The sequence below is a fragment of the Janthinobacterium sp. GW822-FHT07A03 genome (assembly GCF_058798815.1).
The window spans coordinates 264,197-288,187 of record NZ_JBXAKW010000006.1 but is presented as its reverse complement, the minus strand read 5'-3'; the positions used below and the strand labels follow the sequence as shown (position 1 = coordinate 288,187).

Sequence of the window (23,991 nt, the reverse complement as noted above, 5' to 3'; positions counted from 1 at the left end):
CTGCAGGCTGCCTGACTTATACGAACGGCTACAAAAAACGGATTCAACTCTTTGTCAAAGTCTGCAACTGACCTTGCCGGGCCCTTACCAGGCCAGCACTTTGGGACCGAGGGCGGCGCCGATGGCGGTCGGCACCAGCATGCCCAGCACGTACCAGAAACCGACGAAGCTGGCCGCCAGCTCCGGGCAATGCAGGCAATACACGAGCGCGGCCATGCCGCCGGCGGCAAACCCGGCGGCGGCGCCCGCCAGCCGCAGGCGCGTGGGCGCCAGCTGGCGCATCAGGCGCAGCACGGCGGCCAGGATGGGCAGCGACAGCATGGCGATCAGCAGGGGGCAGCTGCGCCAGGTGGCGCCCCAGAACAGCTCGGCGCGCTGTTCGGGCGGCGCTTCCTGCACGATGACGGCGCCCAGCGCCCACATCAGCAGCAGGGGCATGGCGAGCAGCAGGGGCAGGGCGCTTGTGTTGGCGCCCGGCACGCACAGGCGGCGGCTGACGTGCCAGGCCGCCAGGCATAGGCACACGACAAAGCCCACCTTGATCCAGAAGTCGGGCAGCAGTGCCAGCTGTTCCAGGTTGGGCCGCACGCCCAGCAGCATGGCCATCAGGGCCACGCTGGCCAGCAGGCCGGCGCCCAAGGTGCCTGCGGCGCGCCAGTGCGTGCCGGGCGGCGCCGCGGCGGCCACGTCGGGGCCGCTGGCCAGCATGGCGATCAAGTCATCGGTTTTCATGGTGCGTTTCCTTCTATCCTTAAATGGGCCGCCAGTGTTTTCAAGCCGCGGTGCACGGCCACCTTGACGCTGGCTTCCGAAATGTCCATGGCCGCCGCCGTGTCGCGCACGGACCAGCCGTCGAGCTTGGTATGCACGATGGCGTCGCGCTGCTGCGCCGGCAGGGTGGCCAGCAGTTTGCCCAGGTCGCGGCTGGCCTCGGCCGCCTCGGCATCGGCGCTGGAAAACAGTTCCTGCGCGCTATCTTCTTCGTCATACGGCAAGTGCTGCGCCTCGCGCCGCCCGTGCCGGCGCAGCCAGTCGATCATCTTGTAGCGGGCGATCGCATGGATCCACGACGTCAACGGCACGCCCGTGTCATACGTCAAGCGCTGGTTGTGGATGGCTAATAAACATTCCTGCACCAGGTCTTCCACCTCGTCCGGCCAGCGCTGCAGGCGGCGCCGGAAAAACGCGCGCAAATGGGCGCTGCTTGCCTGCAAGAAACTTCGATACGCCGCCGCATCGCCATCGAGGCCGCGCAGCATCAAGCCATGCAGCCGCAATTCCGTGCCGTGCAACTGCTCGCTTACTGGTATTCGTTGCATGCAGGCCTTTGGTGACAGGCGTTGAAAAAAATAAATCTTAAATTATTTGAGGGGGCTGTAACCAATCCGCAGGGTGCGGCGAATTGACAGGCAAGCACGCTTTGCATTCACCGCCTTTCATTTACTATAACGGTTAGTCATCATGATTATCAAGTCCCGTCTTGCCGCCTGTTTCCTTCCCGCCTGGCTCCTGGCCGTGGCGGCGCCGGCCGCCGCGCAGATGGCGTCCGGCCAGCGCTGCGAAGTCAAAAGCGGTCCGCAGACGGCGGCGCTGGTGGAACTGTACAGCAGCGAAGGCTGCTCCAGCTGCCCGCCCGCCGACCAGCGCCTGAACGCCCTGCGCAAGGAAGCGGGGGCGGCCAGCCTGATCGTGCCGCTGGCCCTGCACGTCACGTACTGGGACCAGATCGGCTGGACGGACCCGCTGGCGCAGGCGCAATTCGATGCGCGCCAGGCCGAGCTGCTGCGCCACCAGCCGCGCCACGTGGCCTATACGCCGCAGTTCTTCGTGGGCGGCACGGAATTGCGCGGCTGGGATACGCAACTGCCGGCCGCCATCCGCCGCATCAACGCGACCGCCGCACCCGTCGCTATCCGCCTGTCCGCCGCGCCGGCGCCGGGTGGCAAGCTGCTGCTGGAGGCCGATGCCAGCGCGCCGGATGCGCGGACGGGCGGCCAGCTGTACGTCGCCATCAGCGAAAGCGGCATCGTCTCGACCGTGCTGCGCGGCGAAAACCGGGGCGCCACACTGCATCACGACGCGGCCGTGCGCCTGTGGCTGGGGCCGGTTGCGCTGGCGCAAGGCCGCGCGCTGCTGCGCCGCGAAGTCAGCCTGCCCGCCAGCTGGCGCCCCGAGAAGCTGCAAGTGGTCGCCTTCGTGCAGCGGGCCGACAGCAGCGCCATCCTGCAAGCCGTCAGCACGGCATCCTGCGCGAAGGGGGTGATGTGATGAACGGACAAGCGAGCGTGATCCACCCCGCCTGGCTGCGCCTGACGCACTGGCTCAATGCCGTGGCCGTGGTGGTGCTGGCCACCAGCGGCTGGCGCATCTACAACGCGGCACCATTCTTCCCCTTCGAACTGCCGCGCGCGCTGACCCTGGGCGGCTGGCTGGGCGGCGCCCTGCAATGGCATTTCGCCGCCATGTGGCTGCTGGTGGCCAATGGCCTGCTGTATCTGGTCATCAATATCGTCTCGGGACGGCTGCGGCGCCAGTTCTTTCCCCTCTCGCCACGCCTGCTGCTGGCCGATTTCGTCGCCGCGCTGAAGGGCAAGCTGGCCCATGCGGACCCGCGCCGCTACAACATGGTGCAGCGCGCCGCTTACCTGTTCGTCATGCTCGACTGCATCGTGCTGGTGCTGTCCGGCCTGGTGCTGTGGAAATCCGTGCAGTTTCCCATCTTGCGCGAACTGCTGGGCGGCTACGAGAGTGCGCGCAGGGTCCACTTCATCGCCATGGCGCTGCTGACGGGCTTTGTGGGCGTGCACCTGCTGATGGTGGCGCTGGTGCCGCGCACCCTGGTCGCCATGCTGCGCGGCCGCTAAGGAGATGAGCATGAAAAAAACCATCCTCGTGCAAGCGCAGGGCCAGGTCATGCTGGCCGACGCCTTGCGCCAGATCAAACAGCCGTCGCGCCGCCTGTTTTTGCAGCGCAGCCTGACCCTGGGCGGCCTGTCGCTGTTGACGGGCTGCAACGCCAGCGACCCGTCCGGCATCGAGACGGCCTTGATGGCCGTGTCGCGCATGAACGACCGGGTGCAGGGCTGGCTGTTCGACCCGAACAAACTGGCACCCACGTATCCCGATTCCATGATCACGCGGCCGTTTCCCTTCAACGCGTATTACGGCGAGGATGAGGTGGAAGAGGTCGACGGCGACGCCTGGCGCCTGGAATTGAGTGGCTTGATCGCCGACAAGAAGCCGTGGACCCTGCCGCAGCTGCGCGCCCTGCCGCAGGAAACGCAGGTGACGCGCCATATCTGCGTGGAAGGCTGGAGCGCCATCGGCAAGTGGAGCGGCGTGCCGTTTTCCCATTTCCTGAAGCGGGTAGGCGCCGACACGACAGCCAGATACATCGGCTTCAAGTGCGCCGACGATTATTTCACGAGCATCGACATGGCCACGGCCCTGCATCCGCAAACCATCATGGCCTTGACCTACGACGGCCAGGAATTGCCGCCGAAATACGGCTACCCGATGAAATTGCGCATGCCGACCAAGCTGGGCTACAAGAACCCCAAGCACATCCAGGCCATTTTCGTCACGAATACCTACCCGGGAGGGTATTGGGAGAATCAGGGCTACAACTGGTTCGGCGGTTCCTAGGAAGGCCGGGGAACCGGCCAGGGCGGCGTTGCATTGCCTTGTCGTACTAGTCGTACTGCCTGCGGCAATGCGCCTGGCCCTGACCACCTCCCGGCCTTCCTTATGTTCAGCAGCAAGCAGCACCCTGTAGTACCGCAGTCGCTTTCACACCGGGCACTTGCCCATTTAACCCAGAGACAAGGACATATCATGAAAACCACCATTACCACCTTCGCCGCCATCATCGCTTCCGCCATCCTCATGTCGGGCGCCGCGTTTGCCCAGGATGCCATGAAGAAAGATGCCATGGCCAAGGACGCCTCGGCCGATGCCATGCACAAGGATGCGATGGACAAGGACGGCATGCACAAGCCGATGGCCAAGAAACACATGAAGAAGGATCACATGGCCAAGGATGGCATGGCAAAAGATGCCATGGGGAAAGACGGCATGAAGAAGGATGAAATGAAAAAGGATGGCATGGCCAAGGATGCGATGGCCAAGTAAGGCAGGCAAGTCAGGCAAGTGCCTTTGCGTCGCCTTGATGGGGCGCAAGGGCAGGTTTGCCGCGCATGTCCCATGCGGCGTATTGACGCGGCATGCCGGATACCGCAGAGTGCCGTGACGACGCCCGACTCTGGATACCCATGCAGCCATTCCCCCTCATTGAAACGCCACGGACCATCCTGACCGTGCTGCACCCCGGCAATGCGCACCTTCTGCTTGCCTACCAGCAGGAAAACAGGCATCACCTCGCGCCGTGGGAACCCGAACGCGACAGCCAGTTCTACACCGTGGAGGCCTGCGCTGCGCGTGCCGCGAGCGCCTGTCGCGCATTTTTGGATGGCAACGCCGTCAATTTCATCGCCATCGGCCGCGACTCGGACACGATGGTCGCCGGATGCAACTTCACGAATATCGTCAGGGGGCCGCTGCAGGCCTGCAATCTCGGTTACTCTGTCGCCAAGGCTTGCGAAGGACGGGGCCTGATGCGCGAAGTGGCGGCGGCGGGGATCGCTTACGCCTTCGAGGAACTTGGCTTGCATCGCATCATGGCCAACCACATGCCGGCCAACGTGAAAAGCGAGCGCCTGTTACGCACGCTGGGATTCGAGCGGGAAGGTTATGCCCGGGCCTACCTGAAAATCGCCGGCAAGTGGGAAGACATGGTGCTCAATGCGCTGATCCATCCGCAGGGATAAGCCGCGGCGCCATACGGATGAGCCGCTACTCTTGCCGCTACTCTTATATACTGGCTATCTCTTCCGATTTTCAACCCGCAGAGCCATGACCGACCCGCACACCGCCGCGTTGTCCCCCGAAGCACCTTCCTCCGATAAATCGATCCGCCGCCGCTCGCTGTTCGCCGCCTGCAGCGCGCATGCCGTGCATGACGGCTTGACGGACGTGATCTATGTGCTGCTGCCCATCTGGCAGGCGCAGTTTGCCATCAGCTATGCCATGGTGGGCCTGTTGCGCGGTTCGTACTCGGGCATGATGGCCGGTTTCCAGCTGCTGGCCAGCCGCCTGGCCAGGCGCTGGGGACGCGAGCGCATGCTGGTGGGCGGCACGGCGCTGGCCGGCATCGCCTACCTGATCGCGGGGCAGGCGGGCGGCCTGGCCGTGCTGCTGATCGCCTTGCTGCTGGGCGGCCTGGGCGCCAGCACCCAGCATCCGCTGGCCTCGTCCATCGTCACCGACACGCACGAGGCGGGCGGCGGCGTGAAGGAAGCGTTGTCGCACTACAATTTTGCGGGCGATATCGGCAAGACCCTGATTCCCGCGCTGGTGGGCTTGCTGTTGCTCGTGTGCAGCTGGCAAGCGAGCGTTTCCTTGCTGGGCTTGCTGGGCCTGGCGGCGGCCGGCTTGCTGTGGTGGCTGCTGCCGAAGCCGGAAGAGATCCAGGCCAGCCAGAAGAAAGCGGTCAAACCCGTCACTGGCAGCGGCTCCAAAGCAAGCTTTCGCGCGCTGCTGGCGACGGGCACCCTGGACAGCGCCGTGCGCATGGGTTTTCTGACCTTCTTGCCATTCTTGCTGAAAAGCAAGGGGGCGGGCACGGCCGGCATCGGCGTGGCCTTGTCGCTGCTGTTCGTGGGCGGCGCCTTCGGCAAGCTGCTGTGCGGCTACCTGGGCGCGCGCATCGGCATGATGAAGACCGTGTGGCTGACGGAATCGATGACCTCGCTGCTGATCGTCGCGGCCCTGTGGCTGCCGCTGGCCGGCATCATGGCCATGCTGCCCCTGCTGGGGCTGGCGCTGAACGGCACCTCGTCCGTGCTGTACGGCGTGGTGCCGGAACTGGCCGAGCCGGGCAAGCGCGAGCACGCGTTTGCCCTGTTCTACACGGGCAGCATCGGCGGCGGCGCGCTGTCGCCCGTGCTGTTCGGCGCGCTGGGCGACCATACCAGCGTGCCCACGGCCTTGCTGGCGCTGGCGGCCGTATTGCTGCTGACCTTGCCGCTGGCGTGGAAGGTGCAGCGGGGCCTGGCGCATGGCGGCGCCGCATGACAGGATGCCTCGCATGAGTCTGCCATTGCCGCGCGACAAACACGATACGGGCAATGCGCAAGCCCTGACCGCCTTGCGCTGGGAAGAAATCCGTCCCGCCATGCCGCAGATCCTCGAGTGGGTGCAGGATGCGAACTGGCCCGTGGCCGTCATCCTCCTGCCTTTTCTGGCCAGCATCGGCCCACGCCTGGCTCCGTATCTGAAGACGGTGCTGGCCAGTGACGATGAACAGTGGAAATATGTTGTTCTGCTAGGCATCGTGCGCCATTCCCCCGGGCTCGCTGCCGCCGTGGACGGGGAATTGCAGCGTTTCGCCCTGGCGCCAACGGCTGGCGAGCTGGAAGAAGGCGTGGCCGAGGTGGCCCGGGACATTCTGAAATGCCAGATCATCACGGTGGCCGGCCAATAATCAGGGTCATTATTGGAGTGCATCAGTATTGAATGTGCGTGCGTGTGGCCATTCCTGCAATAGATAGGAGACAATCCGGCCCGAATATATATCGGCATCCGGGTTTTTAAAACTCTCTATCATTTAACAGGAAGATTACATGGGCAATTTTAGTATCCCGCAAACCAATAAAGCACTCGCTGTATATTTTCATGGCAAGACAGTACCGATGCTCTTTGCGGTATTTGCGGCGATCCTGGCGGCAGTGGCCGGTTTCGTGCTGTACCTGAGCACAACCTTGCCCCAGAAGACACTGACTGATACGCAGGCCATGACCTTGCGTAATGGCGCCAGGCTGGGCACGCACAGTAATTTGACTATTCTTTATGGCACGGCGGCTTTTCTATTGCTGCTCGCACTGCTGGTGCTGGTCATGCGCGCGGTGATGCTCAAGCGGCGGAAAAGCCGCTTTGAATTGCATGAAGATGGTGTGGTGCATGAATTGAACGGCATTCGCAGCTACGCTGCCTTTGCCGATATCGAGGACTTGTATCTGTTTGCCGGCGGCTCCACCGCCATGACCGGCATGATCAATAACCTTGCCTACCGCACGGGCGCCGACCAGCCCTGGATATGGGCTACCGGAGAACTCAAACGCTTTGACGAGTTCATGGACGCGTTTCGTTCCCGTTATCTGGAATACCGTCTGCCTGTATTACAGCAGAAGCTTGCAGACGGCGAGCGCGTGAGTTTCCGCTACATCAGCAGTGGCGACGTGTACAAGAAGCGCTTGTTCGGTAATTTCCTGAATGTCAAGACACAGGAACTGGCCTTGTCGGCGCAGGGTTTGCATGTGGACGGCGTCACCTGGCCTGGCGCCAGCCTGCAGTGCATGCATCAGAATGACTGGACCGAGAAACTGACGATCAAGGATGCGGCGGGTACGACAGTATTTTCATGCATCGGCACGGGTATCCTGAGTTTCGACCTGTTCGCCAATATGCTGGACGACGAGATTAATCAGGCCGGGTAAAATCCCGGCGAAAATATGCCTCCCGGTACAGGGAGGCTGCCGACCGGGCTATCCCGGTCGGCAGTGAACTTCAGATAAAAATCTGAACACATTTACTGTCGAATGACGAATATCAAAAAAACGTTTCATGCGCCTATGGCGTGACTTGCCCGCCAGCACTTCCATCGTCTACACTCGCCGCATGAAAAATTTTGAAAAGCGGCGCGACCGCTATGACTTGTTCCGGGCGTTCGACAATCCCCTCGTCAACATCAATTTCCAGCTCGACGTGCCGGATTTCCGGCCCTGGTGCAAGGAACGGAACATTCCCGTATTTCACTTTTTCCTGTTTTGCCTGCTCAATACGGTCAAGGAAATCGATAATTTCATGTACCGCATCTGCAAGGGCGAAGTGATCCGTATCGACGATTTTCCCGCGTCCTACACCGTCATCAACGGCGACGAGAACCTCAACTACACGCGTTTTACCATGACGGACCGGCTCGATCTCTTCATCGAACGCAGCCTGGAAGCGAAACGCATCGCCGAGGCGAGCTGCGCGCTGATCAATACGGGCGAGGGAGAGACCGAGCGCGAGCAGCGCAACAATATCTTCATCACCTGCCTGCCATGGCTGGAGCTGGCGGCCATCGAGCACCCGATCTGCCGCCACCGCGACGCCGACATCCCGACCTTTACCTGGGGCAAATTCGGCCCCGCGCAGCAGGATGGCCGCATGCGGGTACCGTTTTCCGCGCAGGCCCACCATGGCTTTGTCGATGGCTACCACGTGCAGAAACTGGCGCAGGCGCTGGCGCAGCGCATCGCCGCCATCATTGCCTAGGCTAAATAGTCGCTGGGCGCCCGGCCCAGCACCCGGCGGAAGGCGGCCGTAAAAGCGCTGGGGCTGGCATAACCGAGGTCGAGCGCCACGCGGGTGACGGCTTGTCCTTCGGCCAGCCGCGTGATGGCGGCCAGCAGGCACGCTTGCTGGCGCCATTGGGCAAAGGCCAGCCCCGTCTGGGCGCGGAATTGCCGCGTGAACGTGCGCCGGCTCATGCCCGCCTGCGCCGCCATCGCGTCCAGGCCGCTGTCCAGGCTCGGTTGCCGCAGCAATTCCATGCACAGCCGCGCCAGCCTGGCATCCTGCGGCAGGGGTGCGCTCAGGGGCAGGGGACTGGCAGCGGCGATCTCGTCAAGCAGCAAGGCCATCAACCGCCCGGCGCGCGACGCTTGCACATACAAGGCTTCCACGGTCACGGCTTCGGCCAGCAGCTGGCGCAGCAGCGGCGAGGCGTCCAGCACCTGGCAGTGGGATGGCAAGCCCATCCCGGCGATGGCCGGTGCGTCGATAAACACGTTGTGCATGCTCACGGCGCCATGCATGCGCATGCCGTGGACGAGTCCGGCCGGCACCCAGCAAGCCCGTTGCGGCGGCACCAGCCAGTTGCCTTGCGGCGTGTGCACGCTGATGACGCCGCGCGCCGCATAGGCGAATTGCCCGCGCGCATGGCTGTGGTTGGGAAATATCTCGCCGGGGGCATAGTCGCGCGCGGTGGCGATCAATTCTCGCGGCACTTCCGTATAAAAATCATCCATGGCCCGTACTCTACAGTATTTGACCTGGCATCGAAGGCGGGCCGTTCGCTGGCCGCTTACCATTACACTCTTTCTCAGGAGTGAACATGCACAACAGCTATCATCGCGTGGGCCATGGCCCGCACGCCGTCATCGTCCTGCACGGCTGGTTCGGCGACGCGCACGCGTTTGCGCCGATGGAAGCGGCCCTCGATGGCGGCGCCTTCAGCTATGTCTTCATGGACAACCGCGGCTATGGCGGCATGCGCGGCGCGGCGGGCGAGTATTCGATGGAAGAGGTCGCCCGCGACGCGCTGGCCTTGGCCGATGCGCTGGGCTTTGCCACCTTCAGCGTGGTCGGTCACTCTATGGGCGGCATGGCGCTGGAACGGCTGGCCTTGCTGGCACCCTTGCGTTTGCGCAAGCTGGTGGCTGTGGCGCCCGTGCCCAGCTGCGGCGTGGCGTTCGATGGGGCGGCCCGGCAACTGTTTCTCGATGCCAGCGCGAACATCGATGCGCGGCGCGCCATCATCGCCCGCAGCACGGGCGGGCGCTTGTCAGCTACCTGGCTGGACTGGAAGGCGCAGTATTCGTGGGAAAGTTCGGATCAGGCCGCGTTCGCCGCCTACTTTCTCGCGTGGAGCGAAACGGATTTCAGCGGCGAAGTGCAGGCAATGGCGTCGAAACTGCCCTTGCTGGCGCTGGTGGGGGAACACGACCCCCGCTTCGATGCGGACCTGATGCGCCGCACGTATCTGGCGTGGTACCCGCAAGCCCGGCTGGAGGTGCTGGGCAATGCGGGACACTATCCGATGAATGAAACGCCGCTGGCCCTGGCGGCCAGCATCGAGGCGTTTCTATCGGCGCAGTGACCTTATGCTGCCTTGCTGCGCAGGCGCAGCAGGCTCAGGCCCAGCAGCACGAAGGCGCCGCCCGTGATGCGGTTAAACAGCTTTGCGCGTCCCGGCGTGGCAAGCTGGGTTTTCAGCAGGCGCGCCAGGTTGGCGTAGAACAGGTGGGCCAGCATGGCGCAGGCGACAAACGAGGTCGTCAGCACGGTGAACTGGATGGCCACCGGCTCGCCCGGCGTGATGAATTGCGGAAACAGGGCCGAAAAGAACAGGATGGCTTTCGGATTGGTCAGCGCCACCGTCAAGCCCTGGCGGAAGAGTTTCCAGAAGGAATTTGGATTCGCCGCGCCTTGCACCACGGGCGCATCGGCCACGACGCTGGTCTTGCTGCGCCATTGCTTGATGCCCAGGAACACCAGATACAGGGCACCGGCCAGTTTCAGCAGCATGAAGGCCGTGGCCGAGGTAGCCAGCACGACGCCCATGCCGGCCATGGCCACGCCGGAAATGATGAACAAGCCAAAACCATTGCCCATGCTGCTGATCATCGCGCGGCGCGGGCCGACGGCGATGGCATTCGAGATGGCCAGCAAGACGGCCGGGCCGGGAGAAAACGTGACGAGCAGGGCGACGCTGCAGAAAAGCAGCCAGTTCGAGAGGTGCATGGGTGTTCCTGGGTGGGGCCGAAGCCGGATTGGGGAGTCAAAACACGTCTATTGTACGAAGTTTTCGGCTCCCGCGCCGGCGGCCCCGGCAAGTATCAGATTAACTCTCAGGCAAACAGGCCCGTCACCACATGGTTGATGGCGGCGCCGCCGGCGATCAGCCAGCAGAACAGCAGGCCGGCCAGCAACAGGGGCTTGATGCCGGCGCGGCGGATGGCCGACATATGCGTCGTCAAGCCCAGGGCCGCCATGGCCATGGCCAGCAGGGCCGTGTCGATGTCGGTGATGGTGGCGACCATGCTGGCTGGCAACAGGCCCAGCGAATTGAAGGCCACCACGCCGATGAAGATGAAGGCGAACCAGGGGATGGCCAGCTTGGCCGCCTTGTCGTGGCTGCCATCTTTGGCCTTGCCGCGCGCCAGCACCGCCGACAGGATGACGAGGAACGGCGCCAGCATCATCACGCGCACCATCTTGGCGATCACGGCCGCATTCGCCGCCTCTTGCCCGATCGACTTGCCGGCCGCCACCACTTGCGCCACCTCATGCACGGTCGAACCGATGTACACGCCGAAGGCCGTGGGCGTGGCGCCCAGCACTTGCCAGCCTTGATTCAGCTGGTACAGCACGGGGTACAAAAAGATGGCGATGGTGCCGAACACCACGACGGTGGAGACGGCCACGGTGACATCCTCGCTGCGCCCCTTGACGACGGGCTCGGTCGCCATCACGGCCGCCGCGCCGCAGATCGAGCTGCCCGCGCCGATCAGAATGGCGCTGTTGCGTTCCAGCTTGAACACCCTGGTGCCGAGGAACATGGCCAGGCCAAACGTGGACGCCAGCACCAGCGCGTCGATGGCGATGCCGGCCAGGCCCACTTGCCCGATATCCTGGAACGTCAAGCGGAAGCCATACAGGATGATGCCAAGACGCAATAATGTCTGCTTTGAAAAAGCCACGCCCGCGCCGCAGGTGGGCGCCAGGCCGCCATACACGCTGTTGCCCAGCACAATGCCCAGCATGATGGCCAGGGTCAGGGCGCTCATGCCGTGGCTTTGCATCCATTCCAGCTTGCCCAGCGCGATGGCGCCCCAGGCGATCACGCCGCTGAGCAGCAGGCCGGGCAGGAGGCGGCCGTAGCGGTCGCTGAAACTGGTTGTATTGGTGCTTGAGAGGGAAGACATGCCGTACTCCATGGTTCTTGGTTCGTATGGCATGACTGTACAGTTCGCTGATTAAATGGTAAAACGGATTGTTTTTGTATGTTTAACCTGAAAAATAGGTAAATTGAGTGGAGGAACGGCATGGCTTTGACATTGCGGCAACTGCAGATTTTCCTGGCCGTGGCAGACACGGGCAGCACCAGCGCGGCCGGCGAGCTGATTGCGCTGTCGCAATCGGCCACCAGCGCAGCCCTGAACGAGCTGGAAACCTTGCTCGGTGCGCAACTGTTCGACCGCGTGGGCAAGCGATTGCTGCTCAACGACAATGGCCGCCTGCTGTTGCCGCAGGCGCGGCAGATGCGCGACGGGGCCGCCAGCATCGAGCGCCAGTTTGCGGGCGCCGATCCGTCCGTGCCCGTCAGCCTGCAGATCGGCGCCAGCACGACCATCGGCATCTATCTGCTGCCGCAGATATTGGCCCAGGCGGCGCAGCAGTACGGGCGCAGCATCCCGCAGGTGACGATCGCCAACACGGCCGACATCGCGGCCGCCGTGGCGGAGTTCCGTGTCGATATCGGCCTCATCGAAGGGCCATGCCACGAAGCGGGCTTGCTGGTGGAGCCGTGGCTGACGGACCAGATGCTGATCGTGGCCGCGCCCACGCATCCGCTGGCGCAACTGCGCCACCTGCTCAGCTTTGCGGAGCTGAACCAGGCGGGCTGGCTGTTGCGCGAGGCGGGCTCGGGCACGCGCGAAGCCGTGGAGCAGGCGCTGGTGCCGTACCTGCACTATCTGCGCGCCGCAGGCGAATTCAGCAACTCGGAAGCCATCAAGTATGGCGCGGCGGCCGGTCTCGGCATCGCCTGCCTGTCGCGGGTGGTGGTGGCCGATCTGCTGGCCAGCGGGCAACTGGTAGAACTGGAAACCATGCTGCCGCCCCTGGAGCGCAACTTTTATCTGATCCGCCAGTCGAAGAAGATCCTCTCGCCCCGTTTGACGGGATTTTTGGAGCTGTGCCGCCACGCGTCGCGTATGGCTTGACTGTTTTCCATATAAGGGATAAATTCCCATATATGGAAAATTCAACGCTCACAGAGAACGACACAGAACAGCGCCTGGCCGCGCGTTTAAAACAGTTGCGCGTGGAGCGGGGCTGGTCGCTGGACCAGCTGGCCAGCGCCAGCCAGGTCAGCCGGGCCACCCTGTCGCGCCTGGAAAATGGCGAAGTCAGCCCGACCACAGCCGTGCTGGGCAAGCTGTGCGCCGCGTATGGCCTGGCCATGTCGCGCCTGTTGCGCATGGTCGAGGACGATTTTCCGCCCCTGCTGCGGCGGGCGGAACAGACCGTGTGGACGGATGCGGACACCGGCTTTGTCCGCCGTTCCGTCTCGCCCCCGTCGCGCGTGCTGGCCGGCGAAGCGCTCGAATGCGAGCTCGGCGCGGGCGTGACGATCAGCTATGCCGCTTCGCCCCGGCCCGGCATGGAACACCATCTGCTGCTGCAGGAGGGCAAGCTCAACGTAACGGTCGACGGCCGCTCCCACGCTTTGCTGCCCGGCGATTGCCTGCGCTATCAATTGCACGGCGCCAGCGCGTTTACGACCCCGCCGGACAGCGGCGCCCGCTATTTTCTCTTTCTTGTCTGAGGTTGACATGTCCGTATCGCTACGCCATTTTTCGCCCGCCGATATTCTCGAACGCCTGCCGGAACTGGGCGCCTTGCTGCTGGCGTGCGTGCACGACGGCGCCAGCATCGGTTTTATCCTGCCCTTCGACGCGGTGGCCAGCCAGGCGTTCTGGACGGACAATGTGTTGCCGGCCGTGACGCACGGCGTGCGCCTGCTGCTGGTGGCCGAAGTGGAAGGCAGGGTGGCCGGTGCCGTGCAGCTGGACTGGGATACCAATCCCAACCAGGCGCACCGGGCCGAAGTGCGCAAGCTGCTGGTCGCGCCCGCGTTCCGCCGCCACGGCATCGCCCGTCAGCTGATGCGGGCGCTGGAAGAGCAGGCGCGGCAGCTGCCGCGCAGCCTGCTGACCCTGGACACGCGCAGCAGCGACCATGCGCAAGCGCTGTATTTGTCGCTCGGCTACGTGGTGGCGGGCAGCATCCCCGGCTACGCGCTGGCGCCGGCCGGCGACCGGCTGGACGCCACCACCATCATGTACAAGCAGCTGCAGCAAGGCACTATCCATGAGCAATGAGCAATAAGCGATAAGCGGGAACTCAGGCTTTCAGGCGCGCTCTAACGGCAGGACGGCGCGACCGTGCCGGCGCGGCCTCGTCTTGCGTTATGTCATGCCTCGCCACAAGGCTGATGGCCGGCGCCGCATGCCGGGGCGCTGTCTCATTGCCCAAGGTGAAGATGCCCACCGTGCCCGAAAGCTGCCGGGCGCGCTGCTGCATGCTTGCCGCCGCCGTCGACGCCTGTTCCACCAGGGCGGCATTTTGCTGTGTCACATGTTCCATCTGCACGATGGCGGCATTGACTTGCTCGATGCCCGACAATTGCTCGCCGCTGGCCAGGCTGATCTCGCCCATGATGTCCGTGACGCGGTGCACGCTGGCCACGATGTCGCGCATGGTGGCGCCCGCCGTATCGACCAGGCGCGCGCCCGCGTCGACCCGCTCGACGGAGTCGCCGATCAATTGCTTGATTTCCTTGGCGGCCCCGGCCGAACGCTGGGCCAGGGTACGCACCTCGGACGCCACGACGGCAAAGCCGCGCCCCTGCTCGCCGGCCCGCGCCGCTTCCACGGCCGCATTCAGTGCCAGGATATTCGTCTGGAACGCGATGGCGTCGATGACGCCGATGATGTCAACGATCTTTTTCGACGACGCATTGATCGAGCTCATGGTATCGATGACTTCTGCCACCACCTTGCCCCCTTTGCCGGCCACGTCGGCGGCCGATTGCGCCAGCTGGTTGGCTTGCCGCGCATTGTCCGCATTTTGCTTGACGGTGCCCGTCAGTTCTTCCATCGAGGCGGCCGTCTGTTCCAGCGAACTGGCTTGCGCCTGCGTGCGCTGCGACAGGTCCAGGTTGCCAGCGGCGATTTCGCCCGAGGCGCCCGCGATATCGTGCGTGCCGCCGCGTACGTCGCCCACGATATGGATCAAGCTGGCATTCATGTCTTTCAGCGCCTGCAGCAGCTGGCCCACCTCGTCGCCGGATTCGACGCGGATATGGCCGCTCAGGTCGCCGCCAGCCACCTTGCGCGCCACCTTGACGGCATGCCGCAGGGGCCGCACGATGCCGCTGCTGATGAACCAGGCCGTGACCAGGCTCAGCACGCCGCCGACCAGGCCCAGCGCGATGATCAGCACGCTGGTATCGTGCGCGCGGGCCATGGCCGCCTCGGCCGCCGCGCGCATCTGCGCCGATTGCGCCGCGATCTGCCGGTCGATGTCGCGCAGGGCAGGCTGTTCCTGCGTGCTGTTGCGCGTGGCTTGCAATTGCGCGATGCGCGCATAGCGCTGGTTCACGCTGTTATCGATTTCCCCGCTCACCGTGGCCAGTTGCCACGTGCTGATGCCGACGACGACCGCCAGCAACAGCGATGCCAGCAAAAAACCTGTGGTCAGGCGTACACCGATGCGTATGTTTGAAATATTCATGTCCCCTCAGCTGTTGTCCCATGGTGGGCGCACCCCATGCGGGCGGCACGGCGCGGCGCTGTTGCCCCTGACGTTGCTGGGGTGAAATGAGTGTAGCAGTGCAATACTAAGTAATCTATAAATATTTCCATATTGGAATTAGTCACTGCCTGTTTAGCAACAGCCGGCAACGATTGCCGCAACGCCTGGCCGTCTTGCCTGGCGCCTGGCTTGTTGCCAGATAAAATCACCCACCTTATTACAGACTCGTCCTACCTCCATCGTCGGCATTATCTGACTGGCGTATACCGGTGCCGTGCCTACACTGTTAATTGCACAGACCCGGCGGCGGGTTCTTTCTTCTCACAGGAGGTTGATATGGCGAATATCCAGGCAGGATCGGACGGTGCGGCAAACGAGGAAATGACGGCAAAGCGCCTGAACGTGGTCGACTGGATCTCGATGATCCTCTTGATCGTGGGCGGCTTGAACTGGGCGCTCGTGGGCCTGTTCGATATCGACATCGTGGCCCGCATCCTGGGCGCCATGACGACGGCGTCGCGCGGCGTGTACGTGCTGGTGGGGCTGGCGGCGCTGTATTCCATCTATCTGTGCGTGCGCAAGCTGCCGGCCAAGCCCTAGATGGGAGGAGACATGCCTGTCGGTGCCAGTCCCAAGCGCGAGCGCGAATTCAGGAAGCTGGAAAAAGAGTTCAAGCAGGAAGGGCGCTATCCGGGCCGCGAGGACGAAGTCGCCGCGCGCATCGTGAACAAGCAACGGGCGCAGGCGGGTGAAACGCAGGAGGCCCATGGTCAGGGAGGGGCGGGCAAGCTTGCGGTCAAGGCGGCTGCCGCACCGGCGGCACGCGACTTGCCGATCGCCGGCTACCAGCACCTGACGGTGGCGCAGATCCGCGACAAGCTGGGCGGCCTGTCTGCTGCCCAGCGCAAGCGCCTGCGCGAGTATGAGGCGACGCACAAGAGGCGCAAGGGCGTGCTGGAGGCCTTGGATAGCTAAGCGGCGCGTTGCGGATCTATCTGCAGGGGCGCGCATTGCCTGCTTGTCTGGCGTCAGTCGCGTTGCGCCTGTAGTGTCGGCTGAAACATGGGGCGCTGGATTGCACAGGCTTGCTGCCTGCGCCATGCTTCTGTTTTGCTTGTGCTGGGGATGAGACTTTGCTTCTTGCGTTTTGCGGTTTTGCGTCTTACTGCGTGCGCAGGTAGGCCAGCAAGTCGGCCACTTGCTGGGTATTGCCGATGCCCCAGAAGCGCATGTTATTGCCGGGAATGAAGTCGCTCGGCGCTTTCAGGAAGCTGGCCAGGTTTTGTTCGGTCCAGACAATATTCGCGTTTTTCATGGCCGCCGAGTATTTATAGTCGGTGGTGCTGCCAGCCTTGCGGCCGATCACACCCGTCAGTTTGGGGCCGAAGCCGCCGCGCGCCGATGGCCCCACCTGGTGGCAGGAGGCGCACTTGCGAAACGCGGCCTTGCCCGCTTCCGCATTGCCCTGCAAGGCAGGCGCAGCGGCAGGCGCGGCCGCGTTGGCCATGACGGCTGGCGCCAGCAGCAGGGCTGTCGCGGTTAGATGGGAAAGCAAGCGAAAGGTAGATGTCATTGGTGATACTCAAATGGGACTGGATGGCAAGCGATGGCATATTTTACAGGCGGGCATCCAAACCTGCCCGCCAGCTATGCAGCCACGCCGAACGGGTAAGCGAGGGCAAGGCGCAGTAGGCACAGCGTAACAGGCTCATACCGCTAGCGCTTGCCGCCCTGTGCGCCGAGCGCCGCCATGGCCGACGCGAACACGATGCAGGCGATGGCCAGCCACTGGGTCAGGCTCAGCAGTTCTCCCAGCACCGCCATCGCGGCCAGCGCGCTGACGGCCGGTGCCGCGCTGCTGAACATGCCGAACACGCCTTGCGGCAAGCGCCGCAGGGCAAAGATTTCCAGCGAATATGGCAGGGCGCTGGACAGCATGGCGATTGCCAGGCCCATCAATGCAATCGATGGCGCCAGCAGGGCCGTGCCCGAGTACGCAACGCCGATGGGCACCGTCACCATGGCCGCCACCGTCATGCCCCAGGCCACGGCTTGCCCTCCCTGCAAGGTCGAGGCACGCTTGCCGAAGATGATATACAGCGCCCAGCACAGGGCTGCCCCCAGCGCATACGCCACGCCGACGGGGTCCAGGCTGCCCGGGCTGCCTTGCAGGGGCAGCAGCAAATATAATCCGAACGCGGCGCAGGCGACGGCGAATAAGTCGCGGGGCCGGCGCGACGACAGCATGGCCACGGCCAGCGGCCCCGTCACCTCGATGGCGACCGCGATGCCGATCGGTATCAGCGCAAACGCCCGGTAAATCAGCAAGTTCATCAATCCCAGCACGGAACCATAGATGAGCAAGTTCAGCACATCCTTGCGCGTCAGCCGGTAGCGCCATGGCCGGAAAATCGCCAGCAGGATCAGCGCCGAAAACCCCACGCGGTACGCCGTAATTCCCTCCACGCCAATGACAGGAAACAGATTCTTCGCAATCGCCGCCCCCAGATTGACGGAAATCTGCCCTCCCAGGACGGCCAGGGAAGGGAGCAGGATGCTGTCGGGGAGCGAGGAGGTCGAGGCGGGGGAGGTCATGGGACGGTATTTTAATACGCCACAGGCCGCCAGTCGCTGGCAGATCTGCAACGCCCGGCAATTTAGCCGCCCGCAGTGACAGGCGATGCAGAGCGGACACTGTTGAGGTAGTGCAAGTATTTTCTGATAATGCTATTCTGCCTGCACACCCGGAACACCCGGGCGCCACTCCGATTCTTCATCTTGATGGAGCCGTCCCATGAATGGCAGAAGCATGGCAGCGACAGTCGCTTTGGCGTGTGCCGCCGGCATGGCCGGTGCGCAGGCCTTGCCGCCGCAGGCGCAATTACCGGTCTGGGCAACGCAGCAATTCGATAGCCTGGCCAAGCGCGAGGCCATCGAAGTCAATGCGCGCATGAATCCCTTCGTCCTGCGCGGCGATTTCGACGGCGACGGCAAGGGCGACCTGGCTGTCCTGATCAGGAACAAGGACAGCAAGAAGGAGGGCATCGTCTTCCTGTTCCGGCAAAAGACGGCGCCGCTCATCGTGGGGGCGGGTCACGCATTGTCCAACGGCGGCGACGATTTCGCCTGGCTGGAAGTGTGGCAGGTGGAAGACAAGGGCTCGCTCCAGCACAGCTATCATGAAAAATCGCTGAGGCTGAAGACGGACGGGATCGTGGTGGCGAAAGAGGGCTCCGCCAGTGCCTTGATCTATATCAAGGGTGGCAAGGCGGTGTGGCAGCAGCAGGGCGATTGATGGATTGGCCGTGCCTGGCTGCTGGCCGATGCCGGCCCTCTGCCGGCGTGTCGAACGGTGCATTAACGTGTCAATCAGGAGTAGCAGGGTAATGAATGTATTTAGTATCGGCGACACCAATTTCGAAGTGGATGTCGCGAAATCCCGGATCAGCGTGGCGGCACATGCCGACGGCATGCGGGAAATCAATATCAGGATCGAGGCCGACGACGAGGTGTTCATGCGGTTGACGGAAGACGACGATGCGCCCTGGTCGTGGGCGCTGTATCCGCCGGCATTCCTTTTGCAGGGCTTGCTCGTTGCGGGAACGGACGCGGCGCCCGTGCAGATGCTTGCCGTTGACGCCGGCAATACGGATTGCGAGTCCGCGCTCTACATGATGGAATACCGCGACGTGGCCGATCTGCACCTGGTGGAATTGTCGGCGCAGCGGCTGGCCATTACGGGCAAGGTGGAGTTCGATGGCAAACGCCTGCCTTTTGCCATCGATATGCCGCGCGCAAGCTAGCGGCAATCTTCAGCGCAGCTAAGTAGGTCGTGGGAAATTATTGTGAAGTTATGACGAACAGAACGGGATGCGCTGCAAGGCGCCCGTTGCGACGCAGTGCAGGCACTGCTAGCAGCGGGTAACGCCGCAGAGCGCCGGTTATGGAAGTCAGAAATCACAATAATTTATTGCGACCTACTTCGTGAACTGGGGCAGCCTGTGCGGGCCGCCCCGATTGCATCAGTCCAGCTTCAAGGCCTTCGCCACATCCCCCCATGCCACATACTTGAAGTTCTGCGGCCCATCGGGCAGGCGCTTGTAGCCATCCTGGATCACCAGCATGCCTTGCGCATACGCGCCGCCCAGGTTGGCGGAGGTGACGTCGAGGCCGTCCGTTTCCGAGGTGCCGTCGATGCCGGCGGGTAAATTGAAACCCACCTTGAAGCGGCCGCGCACCTTGTACGGCGCTTGCGCGTCGAGCACCACGTAGCTGCTGTCGCCCTGGCTGGAAGCGATCAGGTAGCCCGTGTTGGCCTTGGCGCCAGGCTGGCGGTAGATGGCCATGCCTTCCACGTCGGCCGTCAGGTGTGCGCCCACGGGCAAGACCATGGCGAGCGCGTCCGGCTTGGCGGCATCGGCCGAGGTGGTCCACACGCCGCGCGTTTCCTCGCCCAGGAACAAGCGGGCGTTGGCATCGTCGGCCACGCAGCCTTCCGGTTGCGTGGCAACCTTGAAGCTGCGCAACAGCGTCGCCTTGAACTTGCTGCCTTCCAGGCCGATGCTGTATTGCTGGAAGGTGCCGTCCTTGTCGTTGATGAACGCTTGCACGCCGCCGCTGGCCGGCTGGTACAAGCACATGCCGTAGATGCTTTTCAATCCCGTAGGGAAGCGGCCCGCTTCCGCCACCACGCCATCGGCATTGATGGTGAACAGCATCATGCTGTTGTCGTCGCGCTGGGTGGCCACGGCCAGGTCGACCTTGCTGCCACCCAACTGGATGTTCTGGCGCACGTCGACGTTGTTCAGGCGTCCCACTTCCAGCAGCTGCGTCTGCTTGCCTTGCAAGTCGTAGACGAGCAGCCCCTGTTTCTTGTTGGTACCGAGGATGCGAGAGTCGGCGGGATTGCTGGACAGCCAGATGGCCGGATCGTCGGCCGCGTCGCCCTGGCGCGCCATCGGTTCCGTCTGCGCTTGCGGGGCGATGATGGCCACCGCAGGCTGCGTTTCCGCCTTGGCGGCCCATTTCAAGGGCCGCGCTTGCCAGCCGTTCTTGCTGCGCAGCAGCAAGGCGTCCTTGTCCAGCGCCAGCTGGCTGTCGCCCTTGCGCACGTTCAGGGCGACCGTTTGGGCAGGCAGGGCCGTCCATGTATCTCCCTGATGGGTGACCAGGTGCAGCTTTTCCGCCTTGCCGTCGAGCACGGCCACGCCGCCGGGCAGCACGGCCAGCGCGCCGGCCCCACCGTCCAGCTGGCCATACGGTTTGCGCAGGGCCACCACTTCGCGCTTGCCCATGCCTTCGGACTCCGCGTCATACGCCCACACGCCCATGTTGGCTTCACTGACCAGCAGGCGCTGGGCGCCATCGTCGGCGCGGCAATGCTTGGCGTGCGGCGGCAAAGCGAGTCTGCGCACCAGCTGGCGCTGCTCGCCCTGCATCACCCACTGTTCCGCCTGGCCATCCTTGCCGATCAAGAACAGATGGGCTAGCTGCTGGGCGTCGCGGTACAGGCACGACGCTTCCACGGAAAACGTCGGCACGGGAAACGGCGCCAATTTCACCAGCTTGCCGGCCTGCACGTCTACGGAGACGGGCAGGGGGCGCTGCGTGTCCGCTTCGAGGAACACGGCCAGTACCTTGCCGCCATCGCTGCGCGTGTCCAGTTGCTTGGCGCGCACGGCGATGCGGTCCTGTTCCTGGCCGGCAGCGTCGAACAGGCGCAAGCCATGCTTGTCGAGCAGCAGCCAGCCGCCGCCGGGCAGGCGCGCCAGTTCTTCCGCTTCCTGCGTGAAAGTGGGGACGGCTTGGGCAGGGGCGGCCTGCGCGATGCCGCCGAGGCAAAAGGCAGCCAGCACAGCGCTGCAGAGTACGGTTTTTTTCATGTTATTGAGAATCATCATCAGAAGGCGCTGGCTTTCAGGCTCACCTTGAAGGTGCGGCCATATTGTTCGTTTTGCACGTTGTATTGCTTCGTGCCCTGGTAGACATAGTATTTTTCGTTGTTCAGGTTGGCCGCCTCGAACACGACCTGGAATTGCTTGCTGATCTGATAGGACAGCGAGAAATCGAGCTGCTTCTGGCTGGCGACGATATGGTCCTGGCTTGGGTCGAGGATATCGCCGCCCATTTCCAGCAGATATGGCGACTTGTAGTTGAGGGCCAGGCGGGCGCTGACGGGTCCCGTTTCATAGCCCAGCATCAAGTTCATCACCTGGTTCGACTGGCCCGGCAGGCGGATGTCGCGGTTGATCTGCTTGTTGCTGGCCTTGTCGAAGCGGCCGATTTGTGCGCTCGACGTGCTCAGGGTGCCGTTGACGCCGACGAGCAACTTGTTGAATGGCGCCGGCAGCATGCGCAGCGGCTGCATGTAGGCCAGTTCGATGCCTTTGACCTTGGCCGCGTCGCCATTCGCATACGAGGTGGCCGTCGTGTAGCCCGCCCATGATCCCGTGCCGGCCAGGTTCGTCGTGTAGGTGAAATTCTTGATGTCCTTGTAGAAACCGTAGGCCGACATCACGCCGTCGTTGCCCAGCACTCTTTCGATGCCCAGGTCCAGGTTGTTCGCCTTCAAGGGTTTCAAGTCCGGGTTGCCGATCACGGCTTCCGTATTGCTGGCCAGGCTGATGCCGGGCGCCAGCTGGCTGAAATTGGCGCGCACCACGGCTTGCGTCCAGGCGGCCCGTACGCTGGTCTTGTGATCGAGGTCGTAACGGGCTTGCAGGTTCGGCAGCCAGTTGGTGTACGAACGTTCGCGCGTCAAGGCCGTGGCCGCGCCGGCGCTGTCCACTTGCGAGCCGGCTGCCTCGAAACTGGTGCGTTCGGCGCGCACGCCGCCCAGGATGTGCCAGGCGTCGAAGTCGTAGCTGTTCTGCACATACATGGCGTTGATGTCTTCATGCATGCGGTAATCGTTGATGATGGATTCCGTGGCCAGGCGCGCCTTGTCGCGGTCCAGTCCAGACACACGGGCACGGATCAGGGCCGGGTCCAGCGCCGCGCCGATGTTGCCCAGGTCATAGTCAAGCTTGTGGCCTTGCACGAAATTGCTCATCGAGGTGGAACCGGCGCCCCAGTAATTGCCGCTCGTGGCCTTGCTGCTGTTATACGCCCATTGATCCGTGTCATTGGTCTTTTCGCGGCGGCTGACCTTGGCGCCGAATTTCAGGGTGGCGATGTCGAACTTGCGGGCCAGGTCGATGCGCGCGTGGTGTTCATTGTCCTTCGAGTAGCGCTTTTGCAGGGTGATGGCGTTGAGCGCGTAGCTGGCCGGGTCGTACAGCGAGGCGGGGCCGCTCAGCAATGGCTGCTCGGTGCCATCAAAACTGATGCCGGCGAAATTGCTGATGCCGCGGAAACGGCCGTCGTTCAGGGATTCCGGCGTGTCTTCCGTGGCGCGGCTCAGGCCGCCTTTCACGTCCAGCGTCCAGTCGCCCGATTTCTGCTGCGTGCCCAGCACCAGGGAGCGCACTTGCTGCGTGTACTTGCGCTGGCGGATGCGGCGCTCGGCGCGCGCGCTGGCCGTCTGGTCTTCGGCCAGGCTGCCGCCCGCGATATTGCTGATGGTCAAACGGTCGCGCACTTCATTGTCGGAAAATTCGCTGACGAACGAGCGCAAGAACCAGCTGTTGCCCGTTTCCGGGCGGTAATCGAGATTGACGGCCAGGGCGCCGCGCTTGCGCACGGGCAGGTAGTCGCGCAATTCCAGGCCCGACAATTTACCCTTGCTCCAGGCGCCGCCCGTTTCCACGTCATCCGAGCCGAACGAACGCTTTTCCGCGCTCAGGCCGGCGGCCACGCCCAGTTTGCCGTCGAGAAAGCGCTGGGCCCACAGGGCGCCGCCGCTGGGGCTGGTCTTGCCCGTCTTTTCATCGTGGCTGGCGGCCACGTTGGCCGACAGCAGCGTGCCCGGCAAGTCGAAGGCGGACAGCGACTTGACTTCGATGGTGGCGCCCAGCGAGTTGGCGTCCATTTCCGGCAGCAAGGTCTTCGAGACTTCCAGCGTGCGGATCAGGCCGGCAGGCAGGATGTCCAGCGCCACGGCGCGGCGGCCCGCTTCCGGCGACGGCACCAGCGCGCCGTTGATGGTGACGGCATTGAGGTCCGGCCCCAGGCCGCGCACCGTGATGTAGCGGCCTTCGCCCTGGTCGCGCTGCACGGATACGCCCGGCAAGCGGGCCAGCGCCTCGGCCGCATTTTTATCGGGCAAGCCGCCGATATCGTCGCTGCTGATGACGCTGATGATGTTGTCGGCTTTCTCTTGCGCGGCGATGGCGTTGCGCAGGCTGGCGCGCTGGCCGCTGACGACGACGGTGGCGGCCGGCTGGCCATCCGCATCTTGCGCTTGCGCATGGCTTTGACCGCTGAAGACGGCCATGACGGCCAGGGACAGGGCCGTCAGGCGCAGCGGGGAGGGGAAGGAAGTGTGCGTGGTTTTCATGAAGGGCTCGGTTAGGGAGGAAGGAACCGGGCGGATTCTAGGCAGCAAATATGACGGTTGCGTGACAGGCAAGGGCTTGCCACCCTGAAAACAACGGCGGGTGAACGCTTTCCGGCCGGAAATGAATC

At 63.6% G+C, this 23,991-nt stretch carries 27 protein-coding genes; 17 read left to right on the top strand and 10 right to left on the bottom strand.

The genetic code is table 11. The features are described 5' to 3' along the window. Window positions 1-84: 84 nt before the first annotated feature. Both AC1RJW_RS18810 and AC1RJW_RS18805 read right to left on the bottom strand, forming a co-directional pair. Entirely contained in the window at window positions 85-732 is a 648-nt protein-coding gene (locus tag AC1RJW_RS18810; protein ID WP_493046325.1) for an NrsF family protein, read from the bottom strand. Continuing rightward, window positions 729-1,319, bottom strand: coding sequence for a sigma-70 family RNA polymerase sigma factor (locus tag AC1RJW_RS18805; protein ID WP_493046324.1), 591 nt, complete (start codon window positions 1,317-1,319; stop codon window positions 729-731). The genes AC1RJW_RS18810 and AC1RJW_RS18805 overlap by 4 nt, the downstream gene beginning before the upstream one ends. A gap of 142 nt (window positions 1,320-1,461) precedes the next feature. Between AC1RJW_RS18805 and AC1RJW_RS18800 the strand changes: the two genes are divergently transcribed. The 9 genes from AC1RJW_RS18800 (at window position 1,462) to AC1RJW_RS18760 (ending at window position 8,376) form a co-directional block, all read left to right on the top strand. Further along, the gene (locus AC1RJW_RS18800) at window positions 1,462-2,268 is read left to right on the top strand and encodes a DUF1223 domain-containing protein (RefSeq protein ID WP_493046323.1); all 807 of its coding nucleotides are present in this window, start codon (window positions 1,462-1,464) and stop codon (window positions 2,266-2,268) included. Beyond that, window positions 2,268-2,864, top strand: coding sequence for a cytochrome b/b6 domain-containing protein (locus AC1RJW_RS18795; protein WP_493046322.1), 597 nt, complete (start codon window positions 2,268-2,270; stop codon window positions 2,862-2,864). Before AC1RJW_RS18800 ends, AC1RJW_RS18795 begins: the two co-directional genes overlap by 1 nt. A 49-nt stretch (window positions 2,865-2,913) precedes the next feature. Further along, on the top strand, window positions 2,914-3,645 hold the full coding sequence (locus tag AC1RJW_RS18790; RefSeq protein WP_493046504.1) for a molybdopterin-dependent oxidoreductase: 732 nt from the start codon (window positions 2,914-2,916) through the stop codon (window positions 3,643-3,645). Window positions 3,646-3,834: 189 nt separating this feature from the next. Continuing rightward, a complete protein-coding gene (locus AC1RJW_RS18785; RefSeq protein WP_493046321.1) occupies window positions 3,835-4,131 on the top strand; it encodes a pentapeptide MXKDX repeat protein in 297 nt (98 codons plus the stop codon). A gap of 140 nt (window positions 4,132-4,271) precedes the next feature. Next, window positions 4,272-4,826 (top strand): GNAT family N-acetyltransferase, encoded by a 555-nt coding sequence (locus AC1RJW_RS18780; protein WP_493046320.1) that lies wholly within the window; start codon window positions 4,272-4,274, stop codon window positions 4,824-4,826. 85 nt (window positions 4,827-4,911) lie between these two features. Then, complete coding sequence (locus AC1RJW_RS18775) at window positions 4,912-6,132, top strand: MFS transporter (RefSeq protein WP_493046319.1); 1,221 nt, start codon at window positions 4,912-4,914, stop codon at window positions 6,130-6,132. Window positions 6,133-6,145: 13 nt separating this feature from the next. Continuing rightward, window positions 6,146-6,541 (top strand): DUF5071 domain-containing protein, encoded by a 396-nt coding sequence (locus tag AC1RJW_RS18770; RefSeq protein WP_493046318.1) that lies wholly within the window; start codon window positions 6,146-6,148, stop codon window positions 6,539-6,541. Window positions 6,542-6,680: 139 nt separating this feature from the next. Further along, entirely contained in the window at window positions 6,681-7,553 is an 873-nt protein-coding gene (locus tag AC1RJW_RS18765; protein WP_493046317.1) for a hypothetical protein, read from the top strand. 127 nt (window positions 7,554-7,680) lie between these two features. Then, window positions 7,681-8,376 carry a CatA-like O-acetyltransferase gene (locus AC1RJW_RS18760; protein WP_493046316.1) on the top strand — a complete coding sequence of 232 codons (696 nt, stop codon included), beginning with the start codon at window positions 7,681-7,683 and terminating at the stop codon, window positions 8,374-8,376. Here AC1RJW_RS18760 and AC1RJW_RS18755 read toward each other — a convergent pair. Continuing rightward, on the bottom strand, window positions 8,373-9,131 hold the full coding sequence (locus tag AC1RJW_RS18755) for an AraC family transcriptional regulator (RefSeq protein ID WP_493046315.1): 759 nt from the start codon (window positions 9,129-9,131) through the stop codon (window positions 8,373-8,375). The genes AC1RJW_RS18760 and AC1RJW_RS18755 overlap by 4 nt on opposite strands. An 86-nt stretch (window positions 9,132-9,217) precedes the next feature. Here AC1RJW_RS18755 and AC1RJW_RS18750 point away from each other — a divergent pair, with 86 nt between their 5' ends. Next, window positions 9,218-9,982 (top strand): alpha/beta fold hydrolase, encoded by a 765-nt coding sequence (locus AC1RJW_RS18750; RefSeq protein WP_493046314.1) that lies wholly within the window; start codon window positions 9,218-9,220, stop codon window positions 9,980-9,982. A 2-nt stretch (window positions 9,983-9,984) separates the two neighbouring features. Here AC1RJW_RS18750 and AC1RJW_RS18745 read toward each other — a convergent pair whose 3' ends face one another. Then, entirely contained in the window at window positions 9,985-10,626 is a 642-nt protein-coding gene (locus tag AC1RJW_RS18745) for a LysE family translocator (RefSeq protein WP_070218425.1), read from the bottom strand. Window positions 10,627-10,733: 107 nt separating this feature from the next. After that, window positions 10,734-11,810 carry a YeiH family protein gene (locus tag AC1RJW_RS18740; protein ID WP_493046313.1) on the bottom strand — a complete coding sequence of 359 codons (1,077 nt, stop codon included), beginning with the start codon at window positions 11,808-11,810 and terminating at the stop codon, window positions 10,734-10,736. Window positions 11,811-11,930: 120 nt separating this feature from the next. On the opposite strand from AC1RJW_RS18740, the gene AC1RJW_RS18735 reads away from it, so the two are divergent. The 3 genes from AC1RJW_RS18735 to AC1RJW_RS18725 are packed head-to-tail and all read left to right on the top strand — an operon-like array spanning window position 11,931 to window position 13,991. Beyond that, window positions 11,931-12,830, top strand: coding sequence for a LysR family transcriptional regulator (locus AC1RJW_RS18735; protein ID WP_493046312.1), 900 nt, complete (start codon window positions 11,931-11,933; stop codon window positions 12,828-12,830). Between the two features lie 32 nt (window positions 12,831-12,862). Continuing rightward, window positions 12,863-13,435, top strand: coding sequence for a helix-turn-helix domain-containing protein (locus AC1RJW_RS18730; protein WP_493046311.1), 573 nt, complete (start codon window positions 12,863-12,865; stop codon window positions 13,433-13,435). Between the two features lie 7 nt (window positions 13,436-13,442). Next, window positions 13,443-13,991, top strand: a complete 549-nt coding sequence (locus AC1RJW_RS18725) for a GNAT family N-acetyltransferase (RefSeq protein ID WP_493046310.1) — start codon at window positions 13,443-13,445, stop codon at window positions 13,989-13,991. A 22-nt stretch (window positions 13,992-14,013) separates the two neighbouring features. Here the strand turns inward: AC1RJW_RS18725 and AC1RJW_RS18720 are convergent, their stop codons facing one another. Further along, window positions 14,014-15,405 carry a methyl-accepting chemotaxis protein gene (locus AC1RJW_RS18720; protein WP_493046309.1) on the bottom strand — a complete coding sequence of 464 codons (1,392 nt, stop codon included), beginning with the start codon at window positions 15,403-15,405 and terminating at the stop codon, window positions 14,014-14,016. Window positions 15,406-15,762: 357 nt separating this feature from the next. Between AC1RJW_RS18720 and AC1RJW_RS18715 the strand changes: the two genes are divergently transcribed. Both AC1RJW_RS18715 and AC1RJW_RS18710 read left to right on the top strand, forming a co-directional pair. After that, window positions 15,763-16,026 (top strand): DUF378 domain-containing protein, encoded by a 264-nt coding sequence (locus tag AC1RJW_RS18715; RefSeq protein ID WP_212592353.1) that lies wholly within the window; start codon window positions 15,763-15,765, stop codon window positions 16,024-16,026. A gap of 12 nt (window positions 16,027-16,038) precedes the next feature. Then, on the top strand, window positions 16,039-16,401 hold the full coding sequence (locus tag AC1RJW_RS18710; RefSeq protein WP_493046308.1) for a hypothetical protein: 363 nt from the start codon (window positions 16,039-16,041) through the stop codon (window positions 16,399-16,401). A gap of 187 nt (window positions 16,402-16,588) precedes the next feature. Here AC1RJW_RS18710 and AC1RJW_RS18705 read toward each other — a convergent pair whose 3' ends face one another. After that, window positions 16,589-16,999, bottom strand: a complete 411-nt coding sequence (locus AC1RJW_RS18705) for a c-type cytochrome (protein ID WP_493046307.1) — start codon at window positions 16,997-16,999, stop codon at window positions 16,589-16,591. A 143-nt stretch (window positions 17,000-17,142) separates the two neighbouring features. Beyond that, window positions 17,143-18,021 carry an EamA family transporter gene (locus AC1RJW_RS18700; RefSeq protein WP_493046306.1) on the bottom strand — a complete coding sequence of 293 codons (879 nt, stop codon included), beginning with the start codon at window positions 18,019-18,021 and terminating at the stop codon, window positions 17,143-17,145. A gap of 214 nt (window positions 18,022-18,235) precedes the next feature. On the opposite strand from AC1RJW_RS18700, the gene AC1RJW_RS18695 reads away from it, so the two are divergent. Both AC1RJW_RS18695 and AC1RJW_RS18690 read left to right on the top strand, forming a co-directional pair. Next, window positions 18,236-18,721: a hypothetical protein gene (locus AC1RJW_RS18695; protein WP_493046305.1), complete on the top strand. Its 486-nt coding sequence runs from the start codon at window positions 18,236-18,238 to the stop codon at window positions 18,719-18,721. A 91-nt stretch (window positions 18,722-18,812) separates the two neighbouring features. Then, window positions 18,813-19,229 carry a hypothetical protein gene (locus AC1RJW_RS18690; protein ID WP_493046304.1) on the top strand — a complete coding sequence of 139 codons (417 nt, stop codon included), beginning with the start codon at window positions 18,813-18,815 and terminating at the stop codon, window positions 19,227-19,229. Between the two features lie 219 nt (window positions 19,230-19,448). On the opposite strand, the gene AC1RJW_RS18685 is transcribed toward AC1RJW_RS18690, so the two are convergent. Together AC1RJW_RS18685 and AC1RJW_RS18680 are read right to left on the bottom strand one after the other, a co-directional pair. Continuing rightward, entirely contained in the window at window positions 19,449-21,308 is a 1,860-nt protein-coding gene (locus AC1RJW_RS18685) for a phytase (protein ID WP_493046303.1), read from the bottom strand. A 17-nt stretch (window positions 21,309-21,325) separates the two neighbouring features. After that, window positions 21,326-23,863: a TonB-dependent receptor gene (locus tag AC1RJW_RS18680; protein WP_493046302.1), complete on the bottom strand. Its 2,538-nt coding sequence runs from the start codon at window positions 23,861-23,863 to the stop codon at window positions 21,326-21,328. Window positions 23,864-23,991: the final 128 nt, after the last annotated feature.

Coding starts and splice junctions, on each gene's coding strand:
- AC1RJW_RS18725 (WP_493046310.1), top strand. CDS start 13,443: ATGTCCGTATCGCTACGCCATTTTTCGCCCGCCGATATTCTCGAACGC.
- AC1RJW_RS18800 (WP_493046323.1), top strand. CDS start 1,462: ATGATTATCAAGTCCCGTCTTGCCGCCTGTTTCCTTCCCGCCTGGCTC.
- AC1RJW_RS18710 (WP_493046308.1), top strand. CDS start 16,039: ATGCCTGTCGGTGCCAGTCCCAAGCGCGAGCGCGAATTCAGGAAGCTG.
- AC1RJW_RS18810 (WP_493046325.1), bottom strand. CDS start 732: ATGAAAACCGATGACTTGATCGCCATGCTGGCCAGCGGCCCCGACGTG.
- AC1RJW_RS18715 (WP_212592353.1), top strand. CDS start 15,763: ATGGCGAATATCCAGGCAGGATCGGACGGTGCGGCAAACGAGGAAATG.
- AC1RJW_RS18790 (WP_493046504.1), top strand. CDS start 2,914: ATGCTGGCCGACGCCTTGCGCCAGATCAAACAGCCGTCGCGCCGCCTG.
- AC1RJW_RS18720 (WP_493046309.1), bottom strand. CDS start 15,405: ATGAATATTTCAAACATACGCATCGGTGTACGCCTGACCACAGGTTTT.
- AC1RJW_RS18795 (WP_493046322.1), top strand. CDS start 2,268: ATGAACGGACAAGCGAGCGTGATCCACCCCGCCTGGCTGCGCCTGACG.
- AC1RJW_RS18700 (WP_493046306.1), bottom strand. CDS start 18,021: ATGACCTCCCCCGCCTCGACCTCCTCGCTCCCCGACAGCATCCTGCTC.
- AC1RJW_RS18780 (WP_493046320.1), top strand. CDS start 4,272: ATGCAGCCATTCCCCCTCATTGAAACGCCACGGACCATCCTGACCGTG.
- AC1RJW_RS18695 (WP_493046305.1), top strand. CDS start 18,236: ATGGCAGCGACAGTCGCTTTGGCGTGTGCCGCCGGCATGGCCGGTGCG.
- AC1RJW_RS18775 (WP_493046319.1), top strand. CDS start 4,912: ATGACCGACCCGCACACCGCCGCGTTGTCCCCCGAAGCACCTTCCTCC.
- AC1RJW_RS18770 (WP_493046318.1), top strand. CDS start 6,146: ATGAGTCTGCCATTGCCGCGCGACAAACACGATACGGGCAATGCGCAA.
- AC1RJW_RS18735 (WP_493046312.1), top strand. CDS start 11,931: ATGGCTTTGACATTGCGGCAACTGCAGATTTTCCTGGCCGTGGCAGAC.
- AC1RJW_RS18785 (WP_493046321.1), top strand. CDS start 3,835: ATGAAAACCACCATTACCACCTTCGCCGCCATCATCGCTTCCGCCATC.
- AC1RJW_RS18685 (WP_493046303.1), bottom strand. CDS start 21,308: ATGAAAAAAACCGTACTCTGCAGCGCTGTGCTGGCTGCCTTTTGCCTC.
- AC1RJW_RS18755 (WP_493046315.1), bottom strand. CDS start 9,131: ATGGATGATTTTTATACGGAAGTGCCGCGAGAATTGATCGCCACCGCG.
- AC1RJW_RS18765 (WP_493046317.1), top strand. CDS start 6,681: ATGGGCAATTTTAGTATCCCGCAAACCAATAAAGCACTCGCTGTATAT.
- AC1RJW_RS18745 (WP_070218425.1), bottom strand. CDS start 10,626: ATGCACCTCTCGAACTGGCTGCTTTTCTGCAGCGTCGCCCTGCTCGTC.
- AC1RJW_RS18805 (WP_493046324.1), bottom strand. CDS start 1,319: ATGCAACGAATACCAGTAAGCGAGCAGTTGCACGGCACGGAATTGCGG.
- AC1RJW_RS18740 (WP_493046313.1), bottom strand. CDS start 11,810: ATGTCTTCCCTCTCAAGCACCAATACAACCAGTTTCAGCGACCGCTAC.
- AC1RJW_RS18750 (WP_493046314.1), top strand. CDS start 9,218: ATGCACAACAGCTATCATCGCGTGGGCCATGGCCCGCACGCCGTCATC.
- AC1RJW_RS18690 (WP_493046304.1), top strand. CDS start 18,813: ATGAATGTATTTAGTATCGGCGACACCAATTTCGAAGTGGATGTCGCG.
- AC1RJW_RS18705 (WP_493046307.1), bottom strand. CDS start 16,999: ATGACATCTACCTTTCGCTTGCTTTCCCATCTAACCGCGACAGCCCTG.
- AC1RJW_RS18680 (WP_493046302.1), bottom strand. CDS start 23,863: ATGAAAACCACGCACACTTCCTTCCCCTCCCCGCTGCGCCTGACGGCC.
- AC1RJW_RS18730 (WP_493046311.1), top strand. CDS start 12,863: ATGGAAAATTCAACGCTCACAGAGAACGACACAGAACAGCGCCTGGCC.
- AC1RJW_RS18760 (WP_493046316.1), top strand. CDS start 7,681: ATGCGCCTATGGCGTGACTTGCCCGCCAGCACTTCCATCGTCTACACT.